Origin of the sequence: Brucella pecoris, assembly GCF_006376675.1 — a bacterium.
In the GTDB taxonomy this organism is placed as follows: domain Bacteria; phylum Pseudomonadota; class Alphaproteobacteria; order Rhizobiales; family Rhizobiaceae; genus Brucella; species Brucella pecoris.
In genome coordinates this window covers 654738-677678 of the sequence record NZ_VEWK01000001.1, presented here as the reverse complement: position 1 = coordinate 677678, position 22941 = coordinate 654738, and the positions used below count along the sequence as shown (strand labels likewise).

Genomic DNA, 22941 nt, shown 5'->3' with positions numbered 1-22941 from the left:
AAAACTGACACTAACTTGAGTGTATTTGCAGATTTACTAATGGAGTTTGGCATTGGATGCGGTTTCGCCGACGATTTTCTTTATAGATGGCGGGCGAAACACGGGCTTGCAGTCGCAGATCCGTGAAACAACCGTATCGGCCATTCTTTCTGGTGCTGTTTTACCGGGCGCCCGCATGCCCTCGACACGGAAGCTGGCGGAATACCTGAAACTATCCCGGCTCACTGTGACGCTGGCCTATCAGGAACTTGTATCTCAAGGCTATTTGGAGGTGCATTCGCGCAGTGCTTATCACGTGGCTGCAACACCTCCCATCAGTCGGCCCGACAAGGACTTCTTGCAAACACCTGATACCGCGGTCGACTGGTCGTCGAAACTACGGCTTGGTTTCAACATTGCGAAAACCATTCGAAAGCCTTTGGACTGGCGACGATATCGCTATCCCTTCCTCTATGGCCAGATGGACCAGACTTTGTTCGATCTCGCCGCATGGCGCGATTGCGCCCGGCGGGCGCTGGCACGGGAAGATTTCATCCTCATGGCGGGCGATTTCGCCGCTGCTGACGACGTGGAGCTCGTCAATTATATCCGTTCGCGCACGCTGCCGAGCCGTGGCATACGGGCCGAGCCGGATGAAATACTGGTTACGGTTGGCGCACAGAATGCGCTTTGGATCATCAGCCATCTGCTTCTGACACGGCGTTCGCATGTCGTGTGCGAGAACCCGGGACATCCCGATATCAGCGCCACGCTCCATCTGACAGGAGCCCGCGTAACGGCACTGGACGTCGATCAGGGCGGCCTGCCACCGGAATTGCTGCCGGACGGTATCGATGCGGTATTCGTGACACCCAGCCATCAATCGCCGACAGCCGCCACCATGCCACGTGCCCGGCGTATTGCGCTTTTGGAGGCCGCTGCAGAACGCGATTTCGTGATTGTAGAGGATGATTACGAATTCGAGATGAGCTTTCTCCAGCCACCGACACCAGCGCTAAAATCGCTCGACCAGTATGGCCGCGTTCTTTATGTGGGCAGTTTTTCGAAGTCGCTGTTTCCGGGGCTTCGGCTCGGTTATCTCGTTGCACCAGCGCCTGTCATCCGCGAGGCGAGGGCGCTGCGCGCGCTCATGCTGCGCCACCCACCTGGTCATCTGCAGCGAACGGCTGCTTATTTTCTGGCGCTTGGCCATTACGACGCGGTCATTCACCGTATGCGGATTGAATATCACAAGCGTCACATCGTCATGATTGAGGCTCTCGATCGAGAAGGATTGAAAATCGCTGGCAAGTCGGGTTTTGGCGGCACGGCATTCTGGATCGAAGGGCCGGAAGGTATGGATGCAGACAAGCTTGCGCGCGATCTGCGCGAGGATGGGGTGTTGATCGAATCGGGATCGCCATTCTTCTGGAACGACGACCGGCCATGCCGATATTTTCGCATTGCTTATTCATCCATTCCGCTCAATCGCATCGCGGAAGGTATTGAACTTCTGGCCAGGCGAATGCGGCAAATCTCGTAATTTGGGAACGGTCGGGTTCAGACTGTGTTCATGTGGATTACGATAACGGATTTGTGAAGTCGCCGGAATTTGTCCCAATTCGATGGATATCGATGGCGGCTCTACGGCGTCATTGCCCCCGATTCTGTGGGTGAGATGCATATCAATTCTGCCTTCCAGAAGGAGAAGGATTTATGTCTATTCGTTCGAAGCTTCTTGCCACGGTTGCCGTGCCGGTTTTGTCGGCCTCCATTCTCGCGCAACCTGTAATGGCGGATACGTTGACGGCTCCAATTCTGCTGGTGCAGGAAAGTGGAGACCAGCCTTCCGACGAGCAGTTGCTGCAGCAACAGCGCGAGGCCGAAGAACAGGAAAAGGCAGCAGCAGAAGAAGCGCGTCGAGCTGAAGAACAACAGCGCGCTGCCGAGGAAGAAAACCGCCGACAGGCTGAAGAGCAGCAGAAAGCCGCTCAGGAGGAAGCTCGGCGTCAGGCTGAAGAGCAACAGAAGGCTGCCGAGCACGAAGCGCAGAAGCAGGCCGAAGAACAGGCAAAGCAGGCTGCCGAACAGAAAAAGGCTGAGGAAGAGGCGCAGCGCCAGAGCGAACAGCAGCAAAAGGCGGCTGAAGGAGAAGCCCAGCGTCGCGCCGAAGAACAGAAGAAGGTCGATGAAGAGGCGGCTCGCAAGGCCAATGGAGATGAGGAGCAGTCCGCGCCAGCTAAGAATTCGGTGAAGGAGGCTCCCGTACAGGAACCAGAAACAAAGCCTGAGCAGCCCGCGACGGAAGAGCCGACCAAACAGGCCGAGCAACCTGTCAAGGAGACTCCGGCGCAGGATGCGGAAAAGCCAGCCGAGCAACCGGCAGAGGCATCCCCGGTAACACCTCCGCAGAAAGGACCTGCGGAAGAATCCATTGTTGAGCATCCCGAAGAAGCTCCACCGCAAGAACCTGAAGCTAAGGAAGAGCCGCAGAATGAGGCTCAGCCAATGCCGTCGGTTGAACAACCGCAATCAACCGAAGGCCAGCAAATGCCAGCGGTTGAGCCGGCACCGGAAGCAGCACCGGAGCCAGCACCAGAGATTGTCGATCAGCGCTCGAACGACGAAAAGCAGGAGATTGCGAAAGACCCTGCCAAGACAGACGATACGGTCGTCTTGCCGGTCGATAATGGCGCTGCAATTCTAGATAGCGACAAGGATGCCGACAATTCCGGTGGCAGCCAATCGCGGGAAGAACGCCGCAAGCAGCGCGAACAGCAACGTTCATCTGAGGAAAACACTCCGCCACCCGCAAACGATGCAGCGGCACAGGTTGCGATCCCGGAGGAAGTGAAGGCTGCATTGCCGCAGAAGATCGAAGCCAACCTCAAGGAAGAAGGCACCCGTATCAAGGGCGCACCGGTTTTTGCCGTGCCGGAAACCACTAATATCATCAACAACACTGTGGTGAACAATACGGTTATCAACAATACGACGGTCAATAACGTGAGCAACAATGTCACGAACGTCAAAGTGATTGAGGAAGTGGATAATCGCGTCATTCTCGACGTGGGTGACCGTATTTTCGTGCGTGGCGATGATCGTCCGAGATTGCGCCGCGATGCGGAGGAAACCTATTACGATGAACTGCCACGGGGACGCACGCGTGAAACCATCGTTCGCCCGGGCGGAAACCAGATCGTCACGGTTTATGATCGTTATGGTGACATTCTTCAGCGTTCCCGTATCGACCGGGACGGTAATGAGTATCTGATGATCTATGCGCCGGAATATGACGACAATCCGCGCGCTTCGATTATCGATGTGGGTTATGAACTGCCCCCGATGCGTCTGACCATTCCGGTGAGGGACTATATCATCGACGTCGCGGATGATCCGGATCGCGATTTCTATGACTTCCTTGCCATGCCGCCGGTGGAGCGTGTGGAACGCGTCTATACGATAGACGAGGTCCGTCATTCTGCCCGTCTGCGTGACAAGGTGCGTCGTATCGATCTGGATACGATCCACTTCGCAACCGGAAGTGCCGAGGTTTCGCTTTCACAAGCCAAGACGCTTCGCAAGGTTGCGACCGCCATGCAGAAAGTACTGGCCAAAGACCCTGGCGAGACGTTCTTTATCGAGGGACACACGGATGCCGTCGGTTCGGATCGTTCGAACCTGGTCCTGTCCGACAAGCGCGCTGAATCGGTGGCGAGCCTTCTGACGGAAGTCTATGACATTCCAGCGGAAAATCTTGTCACACAGGGTTATGGCGAGCGTTTCCTCAAAATCCGCACGCAAGCAGCGGAGCAGGAAAACCGTCGCGTCACCATCCGTCGCGTGACCCCGCTTGTCCGTCCAGTTGCGCAGCGCTGATCAGAAAACACCCGGATGCGCTTCGCGCGTCCGGGTTCTTCAATTTGAACTGGTCTAGGATCAGGCGATCTTGGGCTCGATTGTCTTTACACTGTCGAACAATTGTTCGCTCATTGGGCGGGGTTTGACCGCTTCGATCTGCACCATGAGCTCCGCGATTTTTTCCGCATCGAAAACACCGCATTCATAAATCTGGATGATTTCGCGGGCCATTTCGTCTTTGTGAGGAGAGGTTATCGGGCAGCGATTCATAGCTTCGCACGACTTCACATAAGCCGCTTGCAGCTCATCCAACTCAATGGGTTTGAAACGCCCGAAGTAGTAATCTCTCGAAAATGGCATTCTATGCATTCCGCAGATGGCTGACGGACAGATCATCCCATCCGAAAGCCTATAAATCCGTGCGATCCGCTACACTAAAAGATAGCCAATTGCAAAGCAATATAACTGAGAATTGTTTACTTTATGTAAAATAGTCAGTCAGCAGCAAATCCAGAAGAATTGCTTAGCTGTTTTCTACTAGAGTGTCTGCCGCAACACAGGCGGATGCTAGGCGCGGGCAAGTTCCAGCTTGGCTACGATTTTGGCGATCTCATCCGGGTCTTGTTCGCCGGATTCATATGTCCTTATGATTGCGCGGGCGAGCGCCTCTTTGCTTTCGTGTGTTGTCGGACACCGATCCAGCAATACACAGCAACGATTATAGGCAGCCTGAAGAAGCTGAAGGTCGTTTGGCGCGTATGTTCCCTGATATTTGTTGCCGCGAAATGGCATGGTTGCCTCCCCCGTTTGATTGATTGAACCCCTAATTCAGAGGGAAAGCAACAGATCGTTTTATGACAGCGATATCAAACGTATCACGACAGTTTTTTTGGTAATCCGGTTTTTTCGAGTGCAGATAGGGATAATCTCCGGTCCTTAGTTCTCCGGGTTTGAGAACCCGCTGCAAGTTTGTTGAAAGCTGGTTGAAAGCTTGCCTGCGGTAACTATTCCGAACCGATTGAGGAATCGGCTGCATATCAGGAGGGGTCTGGCTTTGCCGGGCCAACAGGAGCTCTCGGAGGAGCATAGATGAAAATTTCTATCGATTCATGCCGTCATCTGTTTGGCGCGACCGTCATTGGCGGCGCGATGATAGTTGGCGCTGGCGCGGCCCATGCCGAAAAGCTGACGGTGATCGTCGGCGGCATGGAAAAGCAGATTTATCTCCCCGCAGTGCTGACGGAAAAGCTTGGCTACTTCAAGGATGAAGGTCTTGATGTCGAGCTGATCAACAGCCGTGCGGGTGTGGATGCGGAAAACGAACTGCTGGCCGGTGCCGCCCAGGCCGTTGTCGGGTTTTACGATCATACGATCGACCTGCAATCGAAGGGCAAGTTCATCCAGTCCATCGTCCAGTTCAGCCAGGCACCGGGTGAGGTAGAGCTGGTATCCAGCAAATATGCCGATCAGATCAAGTCGCCTGCCGACTTCAAGAGCCATACGCTGGGCGTTACAGGCCTCGGCTCTTCCACGGACTTTCTGACCCAGTATCTTGCCATGCGTAATGGCTTGAAGCAGGGCGACTATACGCTGCTGCCGGTCGGTGCAGGCAATACATTCATTGCGGCCTTCAAGCAGGATGCCGTTCAGGCGGGCATGACCACGGAACCGACGGTCGCCAATATGCTGAAGAGCGGCGACGCCAAGGTGCTGGTCGATATGCGCACACCGGAGAAGACCACAGAAGCTCTCGGCGGACCCTATCCAGCCGCTTCCTTCTATGTGCAGACGGCCTGGCTTGAAACCCACAAGGAAGATGCGCAGAAACTTGCCAACGCTCTGGTCAAGACTATGCGCTACATCGCCTCGCACAGCGCCGAAGAAATCGCCGACCAGATGCCCAAGGACTATTACGTCGGCGACAAGGACCTTTATGTGAAAGGACTTGCCGAAGGCAAGGCGGAATACACGCCGGATGGCCGCATGCCGAAGGACGGTCCTGAAACTGTTCTCAAGGTTCTTGCAACCTTCAAGAAGCCGCTACAGGAAAAGCAGGTCGATCTTTCGAAAACCTTCACGACCGAGTTCGTGGATAAGGCCAACGCAACGCTCGACGCTGCGAAGTAAGCAGCCTTCGACTGACGTTCAGGCATGAACGTCAGTCTCGTTGTTCTCAACAGATTCAACCGCATTGCAGGCGCGCGACAGAGTATTTTCGAGCCAAAAGTGTAAACCGGTTTTGCGTTCGGAAATGCTTGATAACAAAATTATTACGCGCGAGCGGTGCCGCATACCCGCGAGGAACCCATGCTGATGGAAGCCCCCAGAACCATTGCGCGTGAGAAAGCTGGCAATAGCGTGCCTGCAATCGCGCTCAACAATGTAACCCGCCGTTTCGTCACCCCGGACGGCAAGATGATGACTGCGTTGCGCGACTTCACCATGAATGTTGCGCAGGGTGAATTTGCCTGTGTCGTAGGCCCAACCGGCTGCGGCAAGTCGACGACGCTTAATCTCGTGACAGGCCTTGCCAAGCCAAGTGCTGGCGAAGTTCGCCTGATGGGCCAACCCATCGAAGGCATCAGCCCCGAAATCGGTTTCGTGTTTCAGGCAGACGCACTTTTTCCCTGGCTCAATGTCATCGACAATGTGAGCGCGGGTCCACGCTATCGCGGCATGGGCAAGGAAGAAGCCTATGAGAAAGCGCAAAGCTGGATCGCACGCGTCGGCCTCGCCCGTTTTGAAAAGCATTATCCGCACCAGCTCTCGGGCGGTATGCGCAAGCGCGTGGCACTGGCGCAGACCTTCATCAACGAGCCGAAAATTCTGCTCATGGATGAACCTTTCAGCGCGCTTGATGTGCAGACACGCACATTGATGCAGGGCGAATTGCTCGATCTCTGGCAGCAATCCGGCGCATCGGTCATCTTCGTCACGCATGACCTCGAAGAAGCGATTGCGCTTGCCGACAAGGTCTATGTGCTGACCGCCGGTCCCGCTACCGTGAAGAGCGTCTATGACATCGACATCCCGCGTCCGCGCGTCATGGAAGATATCCGCTATGACAGCCAGTTCGTCGATATCGCCAAGGTGATCTGGGACGATTTGCGTGAGGAAGTGCAGATCGGCCAGAAGCGCGCGCTGGCTAACGGAAACTAATCGGAGAAAATGATATGACAACACAAGCTCTCTCCGCATCCGCAAACCTGCATCCCAATGCAAGTGCCGATGAACTTGCCCGCACCGAAGCGAAATTTCGCGCCGACATGCGCCGCCGCCGCGCGGTGGTTATCCTTGTACGTCTTGCCATTCTTGTTGCCGTTCTGGGCGGTTGGGAACTCGGTGCGCGCACCGGCCTGATCGATCCATTCTTCTTCGCAAGTCCGTCTGGTATTGCCGACCAGATATGGATATGGATCACGGAAGGCACTTCGCAGGGGCCGCTTTCAGAACAGATCATCGTGACGCTGGAGGAAACCGCACTCGGCTTCCTGATCGGCGCAGTTGGCGGCGTCATTTGCGGTATCCTACTGGGCCGCAACAAGTTCCTCGCCGATGTGTTCTCGATCTATATCAAGATCGCCAATTCCATCCCCCGCGTCGTACTGGGCTCGATTTTCATCATCGCACTTGGCCTTGGTATGGCGTCCAAGGTGGCGCTGGCCGTCGTTATGGTGTTCTTCGTGGTGTTTGCCAATGCATTTCAGGGCGTGCGTGAAGCGGACCGCGCGCTGATCGCCAATGCGCAGATTCTGGGTGCGTCTCGTTCACAGATCACGCGCACCGTCATCGTGCCGTCAGCCATGAGCTGGATTCTGGCTAGCCTTCACGTCAGCTTCGGTTTTGCGCTTGTTGGTGCGGTTGTCGGTGAGTTTCTCGGTGCCAAGAAGGGCGTCGGCCTGATGATTTCGACGGCACAGGGCACGTTCAATGCCAATGGCGTCTTTGCTGCCATGGTTATTCTGGCGGTTCTGGCGCTCGTCGTGGAGTTCATCATCACACTGGTCGAAAACCATCTGGTGAAATGGCGTCCGCAGGCGCTTTCCGAACAGGGAAGCTGATAGTCGGATAGGTCGAATGCGTCAGGCGGCGGGCAGGGTGACAGTCACCGTAAGCCCGCCGCCTTTCGTTTGGGAAAGCTCTACATGGCCTCCCGCCGTGTCGGCAACTTCGCGCACGATGGCAAGGCCCAGTCCGCTTCCTTCCACAACTGTGCCCGGAACACGATAGAAACGCTCAAAAACGTGTTCATATTCGCTGGCCGGGATGCCGGGTCCGTTGTCTTCGACCCTGATATTAATTTTTCGCCCATCCTGATCGATCGCAAGTGTTACTGTGCCGCCTTCAGGCGTGTAGGTGAGGGCGTTGTCGACCAGATTGACAATCATCTCGCGCAGCATGGTGCCGTCGCCTGAAATGATCGGTTTGGCTGCTTTAAGCTCGAATCCGAGATCAATCTTGCGATCAAGCGCCTTACCCGCGAGGCTTTCCAGAATTTGCTGTCCTGCTTCCGCGAGGTCCACGCGGTCGGTGCGCGGGCGCCGGCTGCCCGGTTCGGCACGCGAAAGTGTCAGCAACTGACCTGCCAGTCTCGACAGTTGCATGGCAGTTTTCTTGATACCTGCCAAAACATCGCTGCGGTCACTGTCACTGGTTGCCCGTTCAGCAAAACTGGCCTGTGTGGATAGCGTCGCAAGCGGAGTGCGCAACTGATGCGCAGCGTTCTGGATGAAACGGTGCTGTGCCGACATTTGTTTGCGCACGCGTTCCATATATTGGTTGAGCGCCGTGACCAGCGGTCGGAGTTCGGTCTGGACTGTCTGCGGATCGAACGGTTCCAGCTCGGATGTGCGATTGCGGACTTCGTTGCGAAGCCGGATCAGCGGGCGCAACACGAAGCGCAAGCCCAATAGCGAAAGGGCTCCGGCGACAATGATGAGCAGTGACTGTTCCAGCACGGAGTTCAACCATAATTCCCGTTGCATGGCGGTATATCCCGCAAGGGTGACGCCCACCACCACATCGACTGTTTGTGGCAGATTGGGCGGCGCTGCGACGGGATGGCGCAAGACGACCAGACGCAAGGGATGGTCGCGATAGATGCTCTCATAATGAAATGGGTCGTAGTTTGCGATTTCATCTGGTTTCGGCAAATCGGGAAACCCTGCCAGCAGACGCCCATCCGACGTCTCGACGCGATAATAGACCCGGTCGCCATATCCTGTCGAAAACATCTCCAGTGCGACGGGAGGAATAACGGCGTCGATGGCATTATGCGAGGCGGCAGTTGCTTCGCCGATGGCGCGTGCTGATGCCGTCAACATGCGGTCAGACACAATGCCGGCCATGTTTTCCGACGCGCGCCACGCGGTCCACAGATTGATCCCGGCAACGACAATCAGCGGGATCACGATCCACGAAACGAGTTGCGCGCGCAGGCTCTGGGAAAGGCGGTGGAGCAGCCGTTTCATCTCAATTCGCTTCGCGCAGCAGATAGCCGAGGCCGCGCAAGGTTACGATTTCAGCCTTGGTGCCTTCCAGTTTTTTGCGCAGGCGATGAATGTAGATCTCGATGGCATTTTCGTCGGTCTCGCTGTCGAAATTGTAGATGCCTTGAACAAGCGTGGTCTTGCTGACAGTCGTTCCGATACGTCGCAGAAGCTGTTCCAGAACCGCATGTTCCTTGGGCGCAAGCGACAGCGGATCATTTCCGAGAGAGAATAATCGAGTGTTGGTGTCGAAACGCAGCAGGCCGCAGGTTACGACTGGCGCGGTCCGCTGGCTTGACCTGCGAAGGTGGGCGCGAATGCGTGCCTCAAGTTCGCTGAGTTCGAAAGGTTTTGCCAGATAATCGTCGGCACCGGCGTCGAGACCGCGAATACGTCCGTCAAGGCTCGCATTGGCTGTCAGAATGATGACGGGAACCTCATTGCCTCCGCCACGGATATGTTTCAGCACGTCAAGCCCGGTCTTGTCGGGCAAGCCTAGATCAAGGATTACCAGATCGTATTCCGTGAAGGCGAGCGCCTGTTCGGCATCGGCTGCGTCGTGCACCGTATCGACGCTATAGCTCGACTGTTGCAGGCTTTTTGCCAGCCAGTTTGCGAGGGTGAGATTGTCTTCGACGAGCAGGATACGCATGACTGACGATGATAACGGTTTCAGTCCCGCGTCAAGAACCTTGGCCGTTGAATCGATGGATGAGGTGAATATCTTCCGGCTCGCGGTTGAACAGCAACGGATCGGGCATCGTTGTGACTTTCGCGCCCTGCCTCAGATAAAAATCGATGGTCCGCCGTGTGGGCGTCGCAGAAATATAAAAGCCTTCCGCTCCGGTTTCCTTCGCCATGGCTATGCTGCGTCGATAGAGTTCGCCTGCAAGCCCCATTCCCCGGGCGGCATTGCTGACATGCATGAAACCAAGCTGGTGTAGGTCAGGATATGCGCCGACAGGACGCACATCCGTGGCCGCGACGGCCACCAGGGTTTCATCAAGATAGGCACCGAGAAACACGCCTTCATGGTCGTAACAGTCGAGCAGGATAGGTGTATAGATCTCCGCTTCGCCTTCAGGCCAGCCCCGCACATCATAGAACCGTGACTCCAGCAGAAGCTTTTCTCCTTCCAGACGATACATTTCCTCAATGATCTCGCTGCGGTCGATCTGCCAGATGTCAGTCACTTCGCTTCTTTGGAGTGGACGTATGATGAAATTCGCCTGCTGTGCCGCCTGTACCATGACCATTGCCCTGGGGGTTCAATTCACTCAATGAACTATCGTGTCGACCACGGGTACTCAAGGGGAATGGAGGCGGTAACCACACCGCTTCACGAACTTGTTGGCAATTTGTCAGGCGGAACTTTTCATATTGGGAAAACATCCGTTAAATTTGACCAATATCACGGCTACTCCCCGCCATTTGTCTCGGGTACTGCTGGGTACAGGTGCGAGGAATATTGAGGCGTGTGGGAGGCCAGCAGCCAACTTCAATCGGAAGAACAGAAGCGAAATGCGGATTGAGGGCAAAAAAATGCCTGAAAACAAGCAATTTTGCGTCAACTCTCCGATCTGCCCTTGCGAGAGCAAGGCCCGAGTTCTATCAGCATCATCAAAAATTGTAGTCTGAGGAAGGTTTCGACAGTTTGACTGTTGGGACGTCCTGATGCCCGCCGCCATCATGTATGGTGACGGTGAAATGAGCGATGGAGCCGAGTTGAAAAACCATCACGATATCTGGGATATCGTCGACGCCAAGAGCGCCGCATATTTCGAACTGAGCGATACAGTTTGGGATAATCCTGAAACAAACTACGAAGAATATAAATCGAGCGATGCTCATGCAGCGATGCTGGAAGCCGAAGGGTTTCGCGTCGAGCGTGGTATTGCGGGCCTGCCGACGGCTGTGATGGGCGAGGCTGGCGACGAAGGGCCGGTCATCGCTATTCTTGGTGAGTTCGATGCATTGCCGGGCCTGAGCCAGATATCAGGACTGGATGAAGAACAGCCGATCGAAGCAGGTGGTCACGGACATGGTTGCGGCCATAACCTGTTGGGGGCAGGTTCTCTGCTCGCTGCTGCGGCGGTGAAGGATTGTCTTGCCGAAAAGGGCATCAAGGGCCGGGTGCGCTATTATGGTTGCCCGGCGGAAGAGGGCGGTTCGGCCAAGGGGTTCATGGTCCGCGAAGGGCTTTTCGACGATGTGGATATCGCGTTTTGCTGGCACCCTGCACCGTTTGCTGGGGTCAACGATCCGGTTTCGCTCGCCTGCAACGAAATCAATTTCCACTTCAGCGGTCGCGCGGCTCACGCTTCATCTGCACCGCATCTGGGACGCAGTGCGCTGGACGCGGTCGAACTTATGAATGTCGGTGTGAACTATATGCGCGAGCATATGCCATCCACGGCGCGCATTCATTACGCTGTGACCGATACGGGTGGTTTTGCGCCGAATGTCGTTCAGGCCAAGGCAACAGTTCGTTATCTCGTCCGGGCGCGCAGTCTGCCGGAAATGCAGACCCTTCTGGAGCGCGTCAAGAAGATCGCTGAAGGCGCTGCGCTGATGACTGAAACGACGGTCCGCAGCGAAATCGTCAGCGGGGATGCCGATCTGATCGGCAACACGCCATTGGAACAGATGATGCATCTGCAGCTCGAACGTCTCGGGCCTCCGGACTTTGACGAGCAGGATCGCGAAACCGCAAGCCGCTTCCAGAGGACGCTTTCCAGAGAGGACATTTCCGATGCCTTCCGCCGTTTCGGTGTGGAGCCCAAAGAAGGTCTGGCACTTTGCGAAGATATCTATACGCCCTATAAAGGCGATAACACCCTTGTCGGTTCCACCGATGTCGGAAGCGTGAGCTGGGTTGTCCCTACCGTGCAGATGCGCGGCGCGACCTGCGCAATCGGCACGCCGCTTCATTCGTGGCAAATGGTGGCACAGGGCAAGCTGCCGGCAGCGCATAAGGGTATGGCCCATGCTGCCAAGATCATGGGCAGCACAGCCATCGAGTTGTTCCGTAATCCGGGACAGATCGAGAAAGCAAAGCAGGATCATGAAAAACGGCTCAATGGAACCGTTTTCGTCAATCCGATTCCGGACAGCGTTCAACCCGCTCTGCCCAAAACCGCAAAATGATGTGGTCGGGCAAGCAGATTTCGAAAATTGAAATGACATTCAATCTCCCAATTCCAACAGGGCCTGACGCATCATGAAGCAGATGGGCTTTCTCGATATTTTGAGCTTCGGGCCGGACGGCTGGGGCTATGTGCTGATGATGGGTGCACTGGTGAGTGTGGCGCTCGCCGTTCTGGGCTTCCTTCTCGGCGCTGCCATTGGCGTTTTCGCCGCCTGGGCGAAGATCTCCGGCGGGCGCACGCTTCGCGCTGTCGCCGACGGCTACACCACGATCATTCGCGGTATTCCAGATCTTCTCGTCATCTATCTGTTCTATTTCGGCGGCAGTGCGGCAGTGACTGCCCTCGGTAAATATTTCGGTGCGGAAGGCTTCATCGGTTTTCCCGGCTTTCTGGCAGGTGTCCTGGCAATCGCCATTTCCTGCGGTGCGCACCACACGGAAGTGTTCCGAGGTGCATTCAGGGCTGTCTCCAAGGGAGAGATTGAAGCTGCAACCGCTTGCGGCATGGGCCAGATGCTGAAATTTCGTCGCATCATCGCGCCACTTGCTCTGCGGCATGCTCTGCCGGGCCTCGGCAATGTCTGGCAGGTCTCACTCAAGGAATCTGCACTGGTGTCCGTTGCCGGGGTCGTTGAGCTTCTCCGCCAAGCCCAAATCGGAGCGGGCTCAACGGGTCTGCCCTTCAACTTCTTCCTCATTGCCGGTGCGCTCTATCTGCTGATTTCGTCGGTTTCCGGTGGACTTCTGCAGATGGCCGAGCGCCACTTCTCACGCGGCGTCAGGAGGGCAAAATGAACCTTGAATTCTATTCCGATGCATTCTTCCAGATGCTGGGCGGGGTTCCGCTAACTCTAAAGCTTGCGGTAAGCTCCATCGTGTTTGGCGCCATACTGGCCTTGCTTTTTGCCATGATGCGACTGTCGGGCGTCAAGGTGCTGGACTGGATTGCGCGCCTTTACGTCTTTGTGTTCCGCGGAACACCGCTTCTGGTGCAGATATTCATCATCTATTACGGTCTCAGCCAGTTTCCGGCCATCCGCTACTCGTTCCTGTGGCCGGTTTTGCGCGAGCCTTACTGGTGTGCAATCATCGCGCTGACACTGAACAATGCGGCCTATGCGAGCGAAATCATCCGTGGCGGCCTGCTGTCAGTCCCGCACGGCCAGATCGAAGCCGCAAAAGCCTGTGGCATGTCGTCCTTTACTTGCTTCCGGCGCATCGTCATGCCGCTGGCGATCCGTCAGGCACTGCCGGGTTACGGCAACGAGATGATATCGATGATCAAGGCAACCTCGCTTGCTTCCATCATCACGCTCATGGAAGTGACCGGCATCGCGGCAAAGCTGATCGCCGAGAGCTATCGAGCCATAGAAATCTTCGTGATCGCCGGTGCGATCTACCTCGCCATCAACTTCGTTCTGACGCGTGCGCTGATGTTTGCAGAATATAAGCTGACCCCTTATCTGCGCCAGCCGGTCGTTAAGCTTTCCTCCGAAGGACAAACATCGTGAGCAAAATCGTTTCCCCCAACGCACCGGTGGCGCTGAAAGTCGAGAACCTGCGCAAGAGCTTCGGTGCGAATGAAGTGCTGAAAGGCATTTCGCTCGAAGCACGCGAGGGCGAGGTCATTTCGATCCTCGGTTCGTCGGGTTCCGGCAAGTCGACTTTCCTGCGCTGCATCAATCTTCTGGAAATTCCCACGTCGGGCACTGTGACGGTTTCTGGTGAAACCATCCGTATGGCGAAAAATTCGAAGGGTGAAGCCTACCCGACGGACAAGAAGCAGGTTTCGCGCATTCGTTCGGAACTGGGCATGGTGTTCCAGAGCTTCAATCTGTGGTCCCACAAGACCATTCTGGAAAACATCATCGAAGCACCAATCTACGTGCAGGGACGTCCGCGTGCAGAATGCATCGCCGAGGCAGAAGCCTTGCTGGCGAAGGTCGGTATTGCCGACAAGCGTGATTTCTATCCGGCTCACCTTTCGGGTGGACAGCAGCAGCGCGCAGCGATTGCCCGCGGGCTGGCGATGAAGCCGAAAGTCATGCTTTTTGACGAGCCGACCTCGGCGCTCGATCCGGAGCTGGTCGGCGAAGTGCTGCGCGTCATGCGCAGCCTGGCGGAAGAAGGCCGCACCATGCTGGTCGTGACCCACGAAATGGGTTTCGCGCGCGACGTTTCCAACCGCGTGGTATTTTTCCATCAGGGACTGGTGGAAGAAGACGGTGCGCCGGAAGATGTGTTCGGTAACTCGAAATCCGAACGTTTCCGCAAGTTCATCAGCCACGAGAACGCTGCTTAATCATCGAAATTCTATGTTCCGGCGACAGCCGGACAGAAACAACCGCAACAGGATGACTGCAATGAAGACCATCGGACTTTTCAAAGCCGTGTTCATTTCCGCTCTTGCTCTGACGAGCATCTCGGCCCATGCCGAGGAAAAGAAGTGGACGAAGATCACCATCGCCACGGAAGGCGCTTTCCGTCCTTACAACTTCACCAAGCCCGATGGCTCGCTGGATGGCTATGAAGTCGATCTCTACAAGGACCTCTGCGCTCGCATGAAGGTCGAGTGCACGATGGTCGCCCAGCCTTTCGACAGCATCATTCCGGCGCTCAACGCTGGCAAGTTCGATGCCATCATGGCTGGCCTTACTGCAACGCCGAAGCGCGAAGAAACCATCAGCTTCTCGATTTCCTATGGTCTGACGCCGCAGACTTTCGCAACGCTGAAGGACAGCCCTTACGCCAAGCTGCCGCACACCGGCGAGACTCTTTATCTCGCCAAGGATGAAGCGGCTGCGCAGAAGGCGATTGACGAAGTTTCGGCTGAAATCAAGGGTCGTACCGTTGGCGTCCAGACCGCTTCGCTTGGCCTGACCCTCCTCGACAAATATTTCAAGGACAATATCGACATCCGTGAATACAAGACCACGGAACAGCACGATCTCGACCTGAAGGCCGGACGCGTCGATTTGATCGTGGCTTCGCTCGCTTACCTCACGGACGCTGCCAAGAAGCCGGGCAATGAAGACATTGTCATGACCGGTCCGTTCTTCAAGGGCGGTATTCTGGGCCGTGGTGTTGCTGTAGGCTTGCGCAAAGACGATACCGAACTGAAGAAGATGTTCGACGAAGCCATTGAAGCTGCAAAGGCTGACGGCACGATCAAGCGTCTTTCGGAAAAGTGGTTCGGCTTCGACGTTACGCCGTAATTTCCAATAGTCATCATATGCGAAGCGCCGCCTACGGGCGGCGTTTTCAATCGGGAACTGCAAACCTTCACATCAAACTGGCGAGCGCCTATAAGATCACCAAAAGTTTGCTGAGAGCCAAACCTTACTGTGAGGATTTAATGGTAAAGATCGGTTTCGTGACTGTTTCCGACCGCGCAAGTCGCGGCGAATACGAAGATCTGAGCGGTCCGGCCATGGAATCATGGCTGAAAAGCGCCGTCGTTACGCCTTATGAAACGATCCGGCGCGTCATTCCCGATGGCATGGAATCGGTGCGCGACACGCTTATCGATCTTTGCGACAAGGAAGCCTGCGACCTGATCCTGACAACAGGCGGCACCGGACCGAGCCCGCGGGACGAAACACCTGAAGCCATGCAGGCCGTCCTGCATAAGGAACTGCCCGGCTTCGGTGAACTGATGCGCCGCGTCAGTCTTGAGCAGACTCCGACCGCCATTCTGTCACGCCAGACGGCGGGCAGCCGCGGCAAGAGCTTCATCCTCAATCTTCCCGGCAAACCTGCTTCGATTGCCATGACTTTGCAGGCGATTTTTCCAGCGGTGCCTTATTGTCTTGACCTGATCGGGGCCGGACGTATCGATACCGATCCGACGGTCGTAAAGGCCCACCGGCCAGGCTGAACTATCATTGAAATTGCATTGGCGGGCGAATTAGAGCGCGCCTGAGATCATCTGTCACGAAGAAACTGCGCAACCCAGCTTTGCGCTTTTGCATGATTTCCATGCTTGCTTTTCCCTAATTCCGGACTGAATAATAAGGAAAAGAAGGGGAATTCAGTGAAGCCATTCGACGAGATGCTCAACCATGGCGGGAATGTCCGCCAGCCTTATGAATTTCTCAAGCAGTGGCTCGACAGCCAAGACCCGCACAAACTTCTGCAAAAAAGCGATGACGCCGAAAGCGTGTTCCGCAAGACGGGCATCACCTTCGCCGTCTATGGCGATCAGGAGGCGGGCGAGCGCCTCATTCCCTTCGACATCATTCCGCGCATCATTTCAGGTCAGGAATGGCGGCGTCTGTCGCAGGGCATTGAACAGCGCGTCATGGCGCTCAACGCCTTTCTCGACGATATTTATCATCGTCAGGAAATCGTCCGGGCAGGGCGCATTCCGAAAGAGCTGATTTTCAGGAATGAAGCCTTCTTGCCTGAAATGATCGGTTTTCGTCCTCCGGGCAACGTCTACACCCATATTATCGGCGTCGATATCGTACGAACCGCCGAAAACCAGTTCTATGTGCTGGAGGATAATGCTCGTACGCCGTCCGGCGTTTCCTATATGCTGGAAAACCGCGAGACGATGATGCAGCTCTTTCCCGAACTGTTTCAGAACGTCAAGGTCCGACCGGTCGAGAACTATCCGCAATTGCTGCGCCAGTCGCTGGCAAGCCTTGCGCCTCCGGGTACGCAGGATGTGCCGACCGTCGCAGTACTGACGCCCGGCATCTATAATTCAGCCTATTTCGAACATGCATTCCTTGCCGACCAGATGGGTGTCGAACTGGTGGAAGGAAGCGACCTGCGCGTCGTTGATGGGCGTGTTGCAATGCGAACCACGCAAGGATACCGCGCCATCGACGTACTTTATCGGCGTGTTGATGATGCGTTTCTTGATCCGCTCACTTTCAGACCAGATTCCACACTTGGTGTTCCCGGCATCATGGATGTCTATAGGGCCGGGAATATCACCATTGCCAATGCGCCCGGAACCGGCATCGCTGATGACAAGGCGATCTATTCCTATATGCCGGAAATCATAGAGTTTTACACGGGCCGCAAAGCCATTCTGGAAAATGTGCCGACATGGCGCTGTTCCGAGCCCGACAGCCTCGCTTATGTGCTCGACAATCTGGCCGAGCTTGTCGTCAAGGAAGTGCATGGTTCTGGTGGCTATGGAATGCTGGTTGGACCGGCGTCGACCAAGGCTGAACGGGATGCTTTCACGGAAAAACTGAAAGCAAGGCCGCGCAATTATATCGCTCAGCCAACGCTCGCGCTGTCAACGACACCCATCTTCACGGAAAGTGGGCTGGCACCACGCCACGTCGATCTCCGCCCCTTTGTTCTGGTTTCCGACCGTATCCGCATAACGCCCGGCGGGCTCACACGGGTGGCATTGAAAGAGGGATCGCTTGTCGTGAATTCCAGCCAGGGCGGAGGAACCAAGGATACGTGGGTACTCGACGACTGAAACAATTGGATTGAAGTGCTGCAACTGACGACAAGATCAGAGCGCGAAAAGGGGAATGATTTATGCTTCTTGGCCGTACGGCAAACGGACTTTACTGGATGTTCCGCTATATTGAGCGCGCGGAGAACATGGCACGCCTCGTTGATGCGGGGCTTCGCATGGCATTGACGAAGACGTCTGACGCACCGGAGGAGTGGTCTTCGGTCGCGGTTTCTGCGGGCGCAAGTCAGGGTTTCTCTGCAAAATACGATGTCTATAACGCCGCCAATGTCGCCGATTTCCTGCTGCGCGACGCCGATAATCCGTCGAGCGTGATGACATGCTTCGAAACCGCCCGATCCAATGCCCGCATGGTGCGTACGGCGCTGACGCGAGAAGCATGGGAAAGCCTTAATGAAGCATGGATGGTTCTAAAAAAATCGCTGTGCAAGCCATTGAAAGAAAGCGACCTGCCTCAGCTTCTCGATCAGATCAAGCGCGAGACAGCGCTCATTCGCGGCTCATTTCATGGCACTATGCTGCGCAATGAAATCTTCGATTTTGCAAGCCTCGGTACATTCATCGAACGCGCCGACAACACGGCCCGTATTCTCGATGTGAAATACTATGTCCTGCTGCCCGCGATATCCTATGTCGGAACGACGCTGGACAATTATCAATGGGAATCGATCCTGCGCTCCGTATCAGCGCATCGCTCCTATCGTTGGGTTTATGATGGTGATTACCGTCCGGCGCAGGTCGCGGACTATCTGATCCTGAATGGTCGTATGCCGCGCTCGCTCCATTACTGCTATCGCAGCATCGCCGAACATCTGGATTATCTGTCAAAAGATTACGACCATCGCGCCGCCTGCCACGAGACAGCGGACAAAATTTATGCAAGCCTGCAAAATCAGGACATATCCGCGATTTTCGATGTGGGCTTGCATGAATTCCTGACTGAATTCATCAACCGCAATAACCGGCTCGGCAACGAGATCGCTGAAACCTATAATTTCTATTGAGGTCTTCGCTTGCTGCTCAACATCCGGCACGTTTCACATTATCGCTATGAGCATCCGGTTCCTTATGCGGTGCAAAGGTTGCGGCTGCGTCCGCCAACCGTTCCGGGTCAGGTAGTCAGGCACTGGGAACTGAAAATCGAAGGTGGAGAGCCGGAGGTTTCCTATATCGACGGCTTCGGCAACAAGACAGATCTGGTCCAACATGCTCGCAATATCCAAGAAATCATCATAACTGCCAATGGTAGCATCGATGTGGAAGATAGGGTTGGCATATTGGGGCCTGTCTATGGTTATGCGCCGCTCTGGCTCTTCGAACGCGAAACGCCGCTGACGTCACCGGGTGAGCGCATCAGGACTCTGGCGGGCGATCTCCCGTCCGGACTGGAGCGGCTTGCCCTGATGCACGAGTTGATGAATACCATACATAAGGCGATCGCCTATATGCCGGGAACGACGAGCGTTTCAACGGATGCCGAAAGCGCATTGGAAACCGGGAAAGGTGTTTGTCAGGATCACACGCATATTTTCCTTTCGACGGCCAGGCTCATCGGTATTCCAGCCCGTTACGTATCGGGATATCTGATGATGGAAGGCGTGGAAGAGCAGACCGCAAGTCATGCATGGGCCGAAGCTCATATTGACGGTCTGGGCTGGGTCGGTTTCGATGCCGCCAACAATATTTGCCCGAACGACCGCTATGTGCGGATTGCAACCGGGCTCGATTATCGCGATGCGGCGCCTATTTCCGGAGTTCGTCTGGGCGGCACGGTGGAAAGTCTTGCGGTTCACATCAATGTAGGGCAGTGATCCTTCTGGATAGTGAGTTGCCTGCCGGATATTGCTTATGACTTATTGCGTTGGAATGAAAATCGATCGTGGCCTTGTGTTCATGTCCGATACACGGACAAATGCCGGGCTAGACAATATTTCTATCTTTACGAAGATGCGGAGCTGGTCTGAGCCCGGTGAGCGCGTGATTGTTTTGCTTTCGGCTGGAAATCTTGCGACGACGCAAGCCGTCGCAAGCCTTCTGGAAGAACGCATGAAGGCTCCGGCAGACAGACATCCGTCCGTTTTCGATGCGCCTTCGATGTTTCAGGTTGCACGTCTCGTTGGCGATACCGTCAAGGAAGTGATCCAGAATTCTGCCACCGGCGGGCAGAGTGCTGACGCTTTCGGCGCCTCATTCATTCTCGGCGGACAGATCAGAGGCGGGCAGCCGCGTCTTTTCTATATCTATCCCGAGGGCAACTTCATTGAGAGTTCAGCCGATACGCCGTTCTTCCAGATTGGCGAGAACAAATACGGCAAGCCCATCCTTGTACGCGCCTATCAGGAGCAGATGAGTTTCGAGGAAGGGGTGAAGCTGCTGCTTGTCTCCTTCGACTCTACGCTGAAAGCCAATCTTTCGGTGGGGTTGCCGCTCGATATGCAGATCTATGAAGCAGACAGCTTCAAAACGGGTGCCCGCAAACGGTTTGAGGCTACCGATCCTTATTATCAGACTGTATCGGAAAGCTGGTCTGAGGCACTGAAATCCGCGCTCGAGCAATTGCCACCGTTCAGTTTCGACGGGGAATGATCTCGTACGAAACCTGCTTACGAACAAAGCCGGAGGAAAATTCCTCCGGCTCGATTCATGCTAAGCAATCAAGCGATCAAGCGAACACTTTGAAGCGTTCGGCATCGTCCATGAAGGTTTTTTCAGCAAAAGGCTGTTCATTCGAGCCGAATGGCATTTGTGCACGAAGTTTCCAGGATGACGGAATATTCCAGGCCTTGGCGACTTCCTGATCGATCAGCGGGTTGTAGTGCTGAAGGCTTGCACCGATTCCTGCATCGGCGAGGGCGCTCCAGACCGAATGCTGCGCCATGCCACCCGACTGTTCGGACCAGATCGGAAAATTGTCGGCGTAAAGCGGAAAATTCTCCTGAAGACCCTTAACAACGTTCTGATCTTCAAAGAACAGAACCGTACCGGCACCGGCGGCGAAGCTGTCGATCTTGGCTTCCGTCTGCGCAAAAGCGTCGGCAGGAACGATCTGGCGAAGCGCTTCCTTCGCTATGTTCCACAGCTTGTCGCTCTCGTCGCCAAACAGGATTACAGCGCGGGAGCTCTGCGAGTTGAAGGAGGAAGGCGTGTGCTTAACCGCTTCGCGGATCAGCTCGGCGGTGTCTTCGTTCGAAAACGGAAGGGACTTGCCCAGAGCATACTGTGTACGGCGCTTCTTGATGGAATTCAGCAGGGAATTGTTCATTACTGTGTCCTGTGTTTCAGCGGTCGGGCGGGGCTGTCTGGCTTGGGATTATCAAGGCAGCCTCATGAATGATGTTGAGAGAAATATTGTTATTCTGACCTCAGAAGCCAGCCCATGTTTCTGAAACACACTGTCAACGATCTGTGGTTCACCGCGTTTCACTGTTTACTTTTCGATCACACACTCCAGATGAACAGACGTCAAAAACGTCCCCCGATACTGGGGCCATCCCGGTTTTATGGGGGTTTACAAGAGGGTTTGTTTGTTGGAACCTAACTAAAATAGTGGGATTCAAAACAATAATCTGATGACGCGCTTCTCATGTCGTTGTCGTGAAACGGGACGAGGTCACGATAGTTTGAAGTCATTTATCATCATTGGCGCCGGTGCAAGCGGCATCATTCTGACCGCACAGTTGCTTCGCCATTCGCCTGGCTCAACCGTGAGAATTTTCGAGCGTTCAGGCCAATTAGGGGCAGGGATCGCCTACGCGACAGAAAATCCGAGCCATCTCCTCAATGTCCGCGCCAGCAATATGAGCGCATTTCCCGATCAGCCGGATCATTTCGTAAATTGGCTGCGGTCGAACGACATTGCCGCTCCAGGCCATTCGTGGGAACCGCATAGTTTTGCGCCACGTAAGCTCTACCGCTCCTATCTGGAGCATCTGATCGCCCCTTACCTTTGCGAAGACGCTACACGTTTGACAGTTGAAAAGACTGGAATCGTCGATGTGGCGCTGAAGGATGGCAGGCCGACCGTTACTACCGAAAACGGAGACGCCTTCGTTGCCGATGCCATTATTCTTGCTACGGGTAATGAGGCTGCCATCGCAAAATCCGGTAAACACGTTACGGAATACTGGTCAAGCAACGGCTATTTCGATGTGCCTACAGATGCTCCTGTCGCGATATTCGGCACCGGCTTGTCGATGATCGATAGTGTATTGTCTCTGCTCGACAACGGGCACCGTGCCGAAATCTACGCGATTTCGCGCCGTGGGCTTCTGCCCGCGCGCCATTCTCCGACACAAGCCTACTCGATAGAGGCAGACGATCTGCCCGTATCGATCGGCCTGTCGCAGCTCATGAAGCGCGTGCGCGCCATGATGGTGGAAGCGGAAAAGGCTGGTTCCGGCTGGCGTGGTGTGATGGACGGTCTGCGTCCGCATACGCAGCATATCTGGGCGGGGCTGCCGATGTCGCAGCACTGCGGTTTCCTCCGCCATCTGCGACCATGGTGGGACGTGCATCGGCATCGCATGGCACCGGCTGTCGCGGATCGTATCGAAGCTGCCGTAAACGATAGGCAACTTAAAGTCTCGGCAGGTCATCTGGTTTCCGTGCGCGACGAAGGCGAAGGAATGGAAATCCTCTATCGCCCGCGACGTAGCGAACAGGTCGAAAAATTGCATGTGGCAACCGTTATCGATTGTCGCGGTGGCAACCCCCGATTTTCGACGACCCGCAATACCGCGTTGATCGGCCTTATGGAGCATGGCCTGGCGCGACCGGATGCACTGGATCTCGGTTTCGATGTCACGCGTGACCTCCGGCTACTTAATGCGCGAGGAGAGCCTTCAGGCCCCTTTTTCGCTATCGGACCGGTTACGAAAGGCGCATTCTGGGAAGTTACTGCGGTGCCGGATATTCGCGTTCAAGCCGAACGACTGTCGGCAATTTTGCTTGAAGGTTAGAGCCGCGTTTGTGAACGCTTCAAAATGAAGTGCGTGTGTCATCTGGCCGAAAGATTTTAG

The 22941-nt window shown here is 55.3% G+C and carries 22 protein-coding genes; 16 read left to right on the top strand and 6 right to left on the bottom strand.

From position 1 onward, the window contains the following. Positions 1-46: 46 nt before the first annotated feature. Both pdxR and FIB18_RS03105 read left to right on the top strand, forming a co-directional pair. Positions 47-1522, top strand: coding sequence for a MocR-like pyridoxine biosynthesis transcription factor PdxR (pdxR, locus tag FIB18_RS03110; protein WP_174977383.1), 1476 nt, complete (start codon positions 47-49; stop codon positions 1520-1522). 173 nt (positions 1523-1695) lie between these two features. Continuing rightward, positions 1696-3858: an OmpA family protein gene (locus FIB18_RS03105; protein ID WP_140019365.1), complete on the top strand. Its 2163-nt coding sequence runs from the start codon at positions 1696-1698 to the stop codon at positions 3856-3858. 60 nt (positions 3859-3918) lie between these two features. Here FIB18_RS03105 and FIB18_RS03100 read toward each other — a convergent pair whose 3' ends face one another. Continuing rightward, positions 3919-4200 carry a hypothetical protein gene (locus FIB18_RS03100; RefSeq protein WP_140019364.1) on the bottom strand — a complete coding sequence of 94 codons (282 nt, stop codon included), beginning with the start codon at positions 4198-4200 and terminating at the stop codon, positions 3919-3921. 207 nt (positions 4201-4407) lie between these two features. Then, entirely contained in the window at positions 4408-4632 is a 225-nt protein-coding gene (locus FIB18_RS03095) for a hypothetical protein (protein ID WP_140019363.1), read from the bottom strand. 297 nt (positions 4633-4929) lie between these two features. Between FIB18_RS03095 and FIB18_RS03090 the strand changes: the two genes are divergently transcribed. The 3 genes from FIB18_RS03090 to FIB18_RS03080 all read left to right on the top strand — a co-directional run bounded on the left by FIB18_RS03090 (position 4930) and on the right by FIB18_RS03080 (position 7901). Then, positions 4930-5967: an ABC transporter substrate-binding protein gene (locus FIB18_RS03090; protein WP_140019362.1), complete on the top strand. Its 1038-nt coding sequence runs from the start codon at positions 4930-4932 to the stop codon at positions 5965-5967. Between the two features lie 180 nt (positions 5968-6147). Next, entirely contained in the window at positions 6148-6999 is an 852-nt protein-coding gene (locus FIB18_RS03085) for an ABC transporter ATP-binding protein (RefSeq protein ID WP_174977382.1), read from the top strand. A gap of 14 nt (positions 7000-7013) precedes the next feature. Further along, positions 7014-7901 (top strand): ABC transporter permease, encoded by an 888-nt coding sequence (locus tag FIB18_RS03080; protein WP_140019360.1) that lies wholly within the window; start codon positions 7014-7016, stop codon positions 7899-7901. 21 nt (positions 7902-7922) lie between these two features. Here FIB18_RS03080 and FIB18_RS03075 read toward each other — a convergent pair whose 3' ends face one another. Genes FIB18_RS03075 through FIB18_RS03065 form a run of 3 tightly spaced genes read right to left on the bottom strand, consistent with a single transcriptional unit; the run spans position 7923 to position 10579 of the window. After that, positions 7923-9311 carry a sensor histidine kinase gene (locus tag FIB18_RS03075; protein WP_140019359.1) on the bottom strand — a complete coding sequence of 463 codons (1389 nt, stop codon included), beginning with the start codon at positions 9309-9311 and terminating at the stop codon, positions 7923-7925. Position 9312: 1 nt separating this feature from the next. Then, positions 9313-9981 carry a response regulator gene (locus FIB18_RS03070; RefSeq protein WP_140019358.1) on the bottom strand — a complete coding sequence of 223 codons (669 nt, stop codon included), beginning with the start codon at positions 9979-9981 and terminating at the stop codon, positions 9313-9315. A 31-nt stretch (positions 9982-10012) separates the two neighbouring features. After that, positions 10013-10579, bottom strand: a complete 567-nt coding sequence (locus tag FIB18_RS03065) for a GNAT family N-acetyltransferase (RefSeq protein ID WP_140019357.1) — start codon at positions 10577-10579, stop codon at positions 10013-10015. Positions 10580-11003: 424 nt separating this feature from the next. On the opposite strand from FIB18_RS03065, the gene FIB18_RS03060 reads away from it, so the two are divergent. From FIB18_RS03060 to FIB18_RS03015, 10 genes are all read left to right on the top strand, one after another. After that, a complete protein-coding gene (locus FIB18_RS03060; RefSeq protein ID WP_140019356.1) occupies positions 11004-12476 on the top strand; it encodes a M20 family metallopeptidase in 1473 nt (490 codons plus the stop codon). Positions 12477-12549: 73 nt separating this feature from the next. Then, on the top strand, positions 12550-13272 hold the full coding sequence (locus tag FIB18_RS03055) for an ABC transporter permease (protein WP_105544458.1): 723 nt from the start codon (positions 12550-12552) through the stop codon (positions 13270-13272). After that, positions 13269-13988, top strand: coding sequence for an ABC transporter permease (locus FIB18_RS03050; RefSeq protein WP_140019355.1), 720 nt, complete (start codon positions 13269-13271; stop codon positions 13986-13988). The genes FIB18_RS03055 and FIB18_RS03050 overlap by 4 nt, the downstream gene beginning before the upstream one ends. Then, positions 13985-14779, top strand: a complete 795-nt coding sequence (locus tag FIB18_RS03045; RefSeq protein ID WP_109988779.1) for an ABC transporter ATP-binding protein — start codon at positions 13985-13987, stop codon at positions 14777-14779. The genes FIB18_RS03050 and FIB18_RS03045 overlap by 4 nt, the downstream gene beginning before the upstream one ends. A gap of 61 nt (positions 14780-14840) precedes the next feature. After that, entirely contained in the window at positions 14841-15692 is an 852-nt protein-coding gene (locus FIB18_RS03040) for a transporter substrate-binding domain-containing protein (RefSeq protein WP_140019354.1), read from the top strand. A gap of 140 nt (positions 15693-15832) precedes the next feature. After that, positions 15833-16354 carry a molybdopterin adenylyltransferase gene (gene mog, locus FIB18_RS03035; protein ID WP_140019353.1) on the top strand — a complete coding sequence of 174 codons (522 nt, stop codon included), beginning with the start codon at positions 15833-15835 and terminating at the stop codon, positions 16352-16354. Between the two features lie 156 nt (positions 16355-16510). Continuing rightward, a complete protein-coding gene (locus FIB18_RS03030; RefSeq protein WP_140019352.1) occupies positions 16511-17923 on the top strand; it encodes a circularly permuted type 2 ATP-grasp protein in 1413 nt (470 codons plus the stop codon). Between the two features lie 62 nt (positions 17924-17985). After that, positions 17986-18927, top strand: a complete 942-nt coding sequence (locus FIB18_RS03025; protein WP_140019351.1) for an alpha-E domain-containing protein — start codon at positions 17986-17988, stop codon at positions 18925-18927. Between the two features lie 9 nt (positions 18928-18936). After that, the gene (locus FIB18_RS03020; RefSeq protein ID WP_140019350.1) at positions 18937-19734 is read left to right on the top strand and encodes a transglutaminase family protein; all 798 of its coding nucleotides are present in this window, start codon (positions 18937-18939) and stop codon (positions 19732-19734) included. Positions 19735-19771: 37 nt separating this feature from the next. Then, positions 19772-20509, top strand: coding sequence for a proteasome-type protease (locus FIB18_RS03015; RefSeq protein ID WP_140019349.1), 738 nt, complete (start codon positions 19772-19774; stop codon positions 20507-20509). 76 nt (positions 20510-20585) lie between these two features. Here the strand turns inward: FIB18_RS03015 and FIB18_RS03010 are convergent, their stop codons facing one another. Beyond that, positions 20586-21185, bottom strand: a complete 600-nt coding sequence (locus tag FIB18_RS03010) for a nitroreductase family protein (RefSeq protein ID WP_140019348.1) — start codon at positions 21183-21185, stop codon at positions 20586-20588. A 358-nt stretch (positions 21186-21543) separates the two neighbouring features. Between FIB18_RS03010 and FIB18_RS03005 the strand changes: the two genes are divergently transcribed. Continuing rightward, entirely contained in the window at positions 21544-22881 is a 1338-nt protein-coding gene (locus FIB18_RS03005) for an FAD/NAD(P)-binding protein (RefSeq protein WP_140019347.1), read from the top strand. Positions 22882-22941 lie beyond the last annotated feature (60 nt).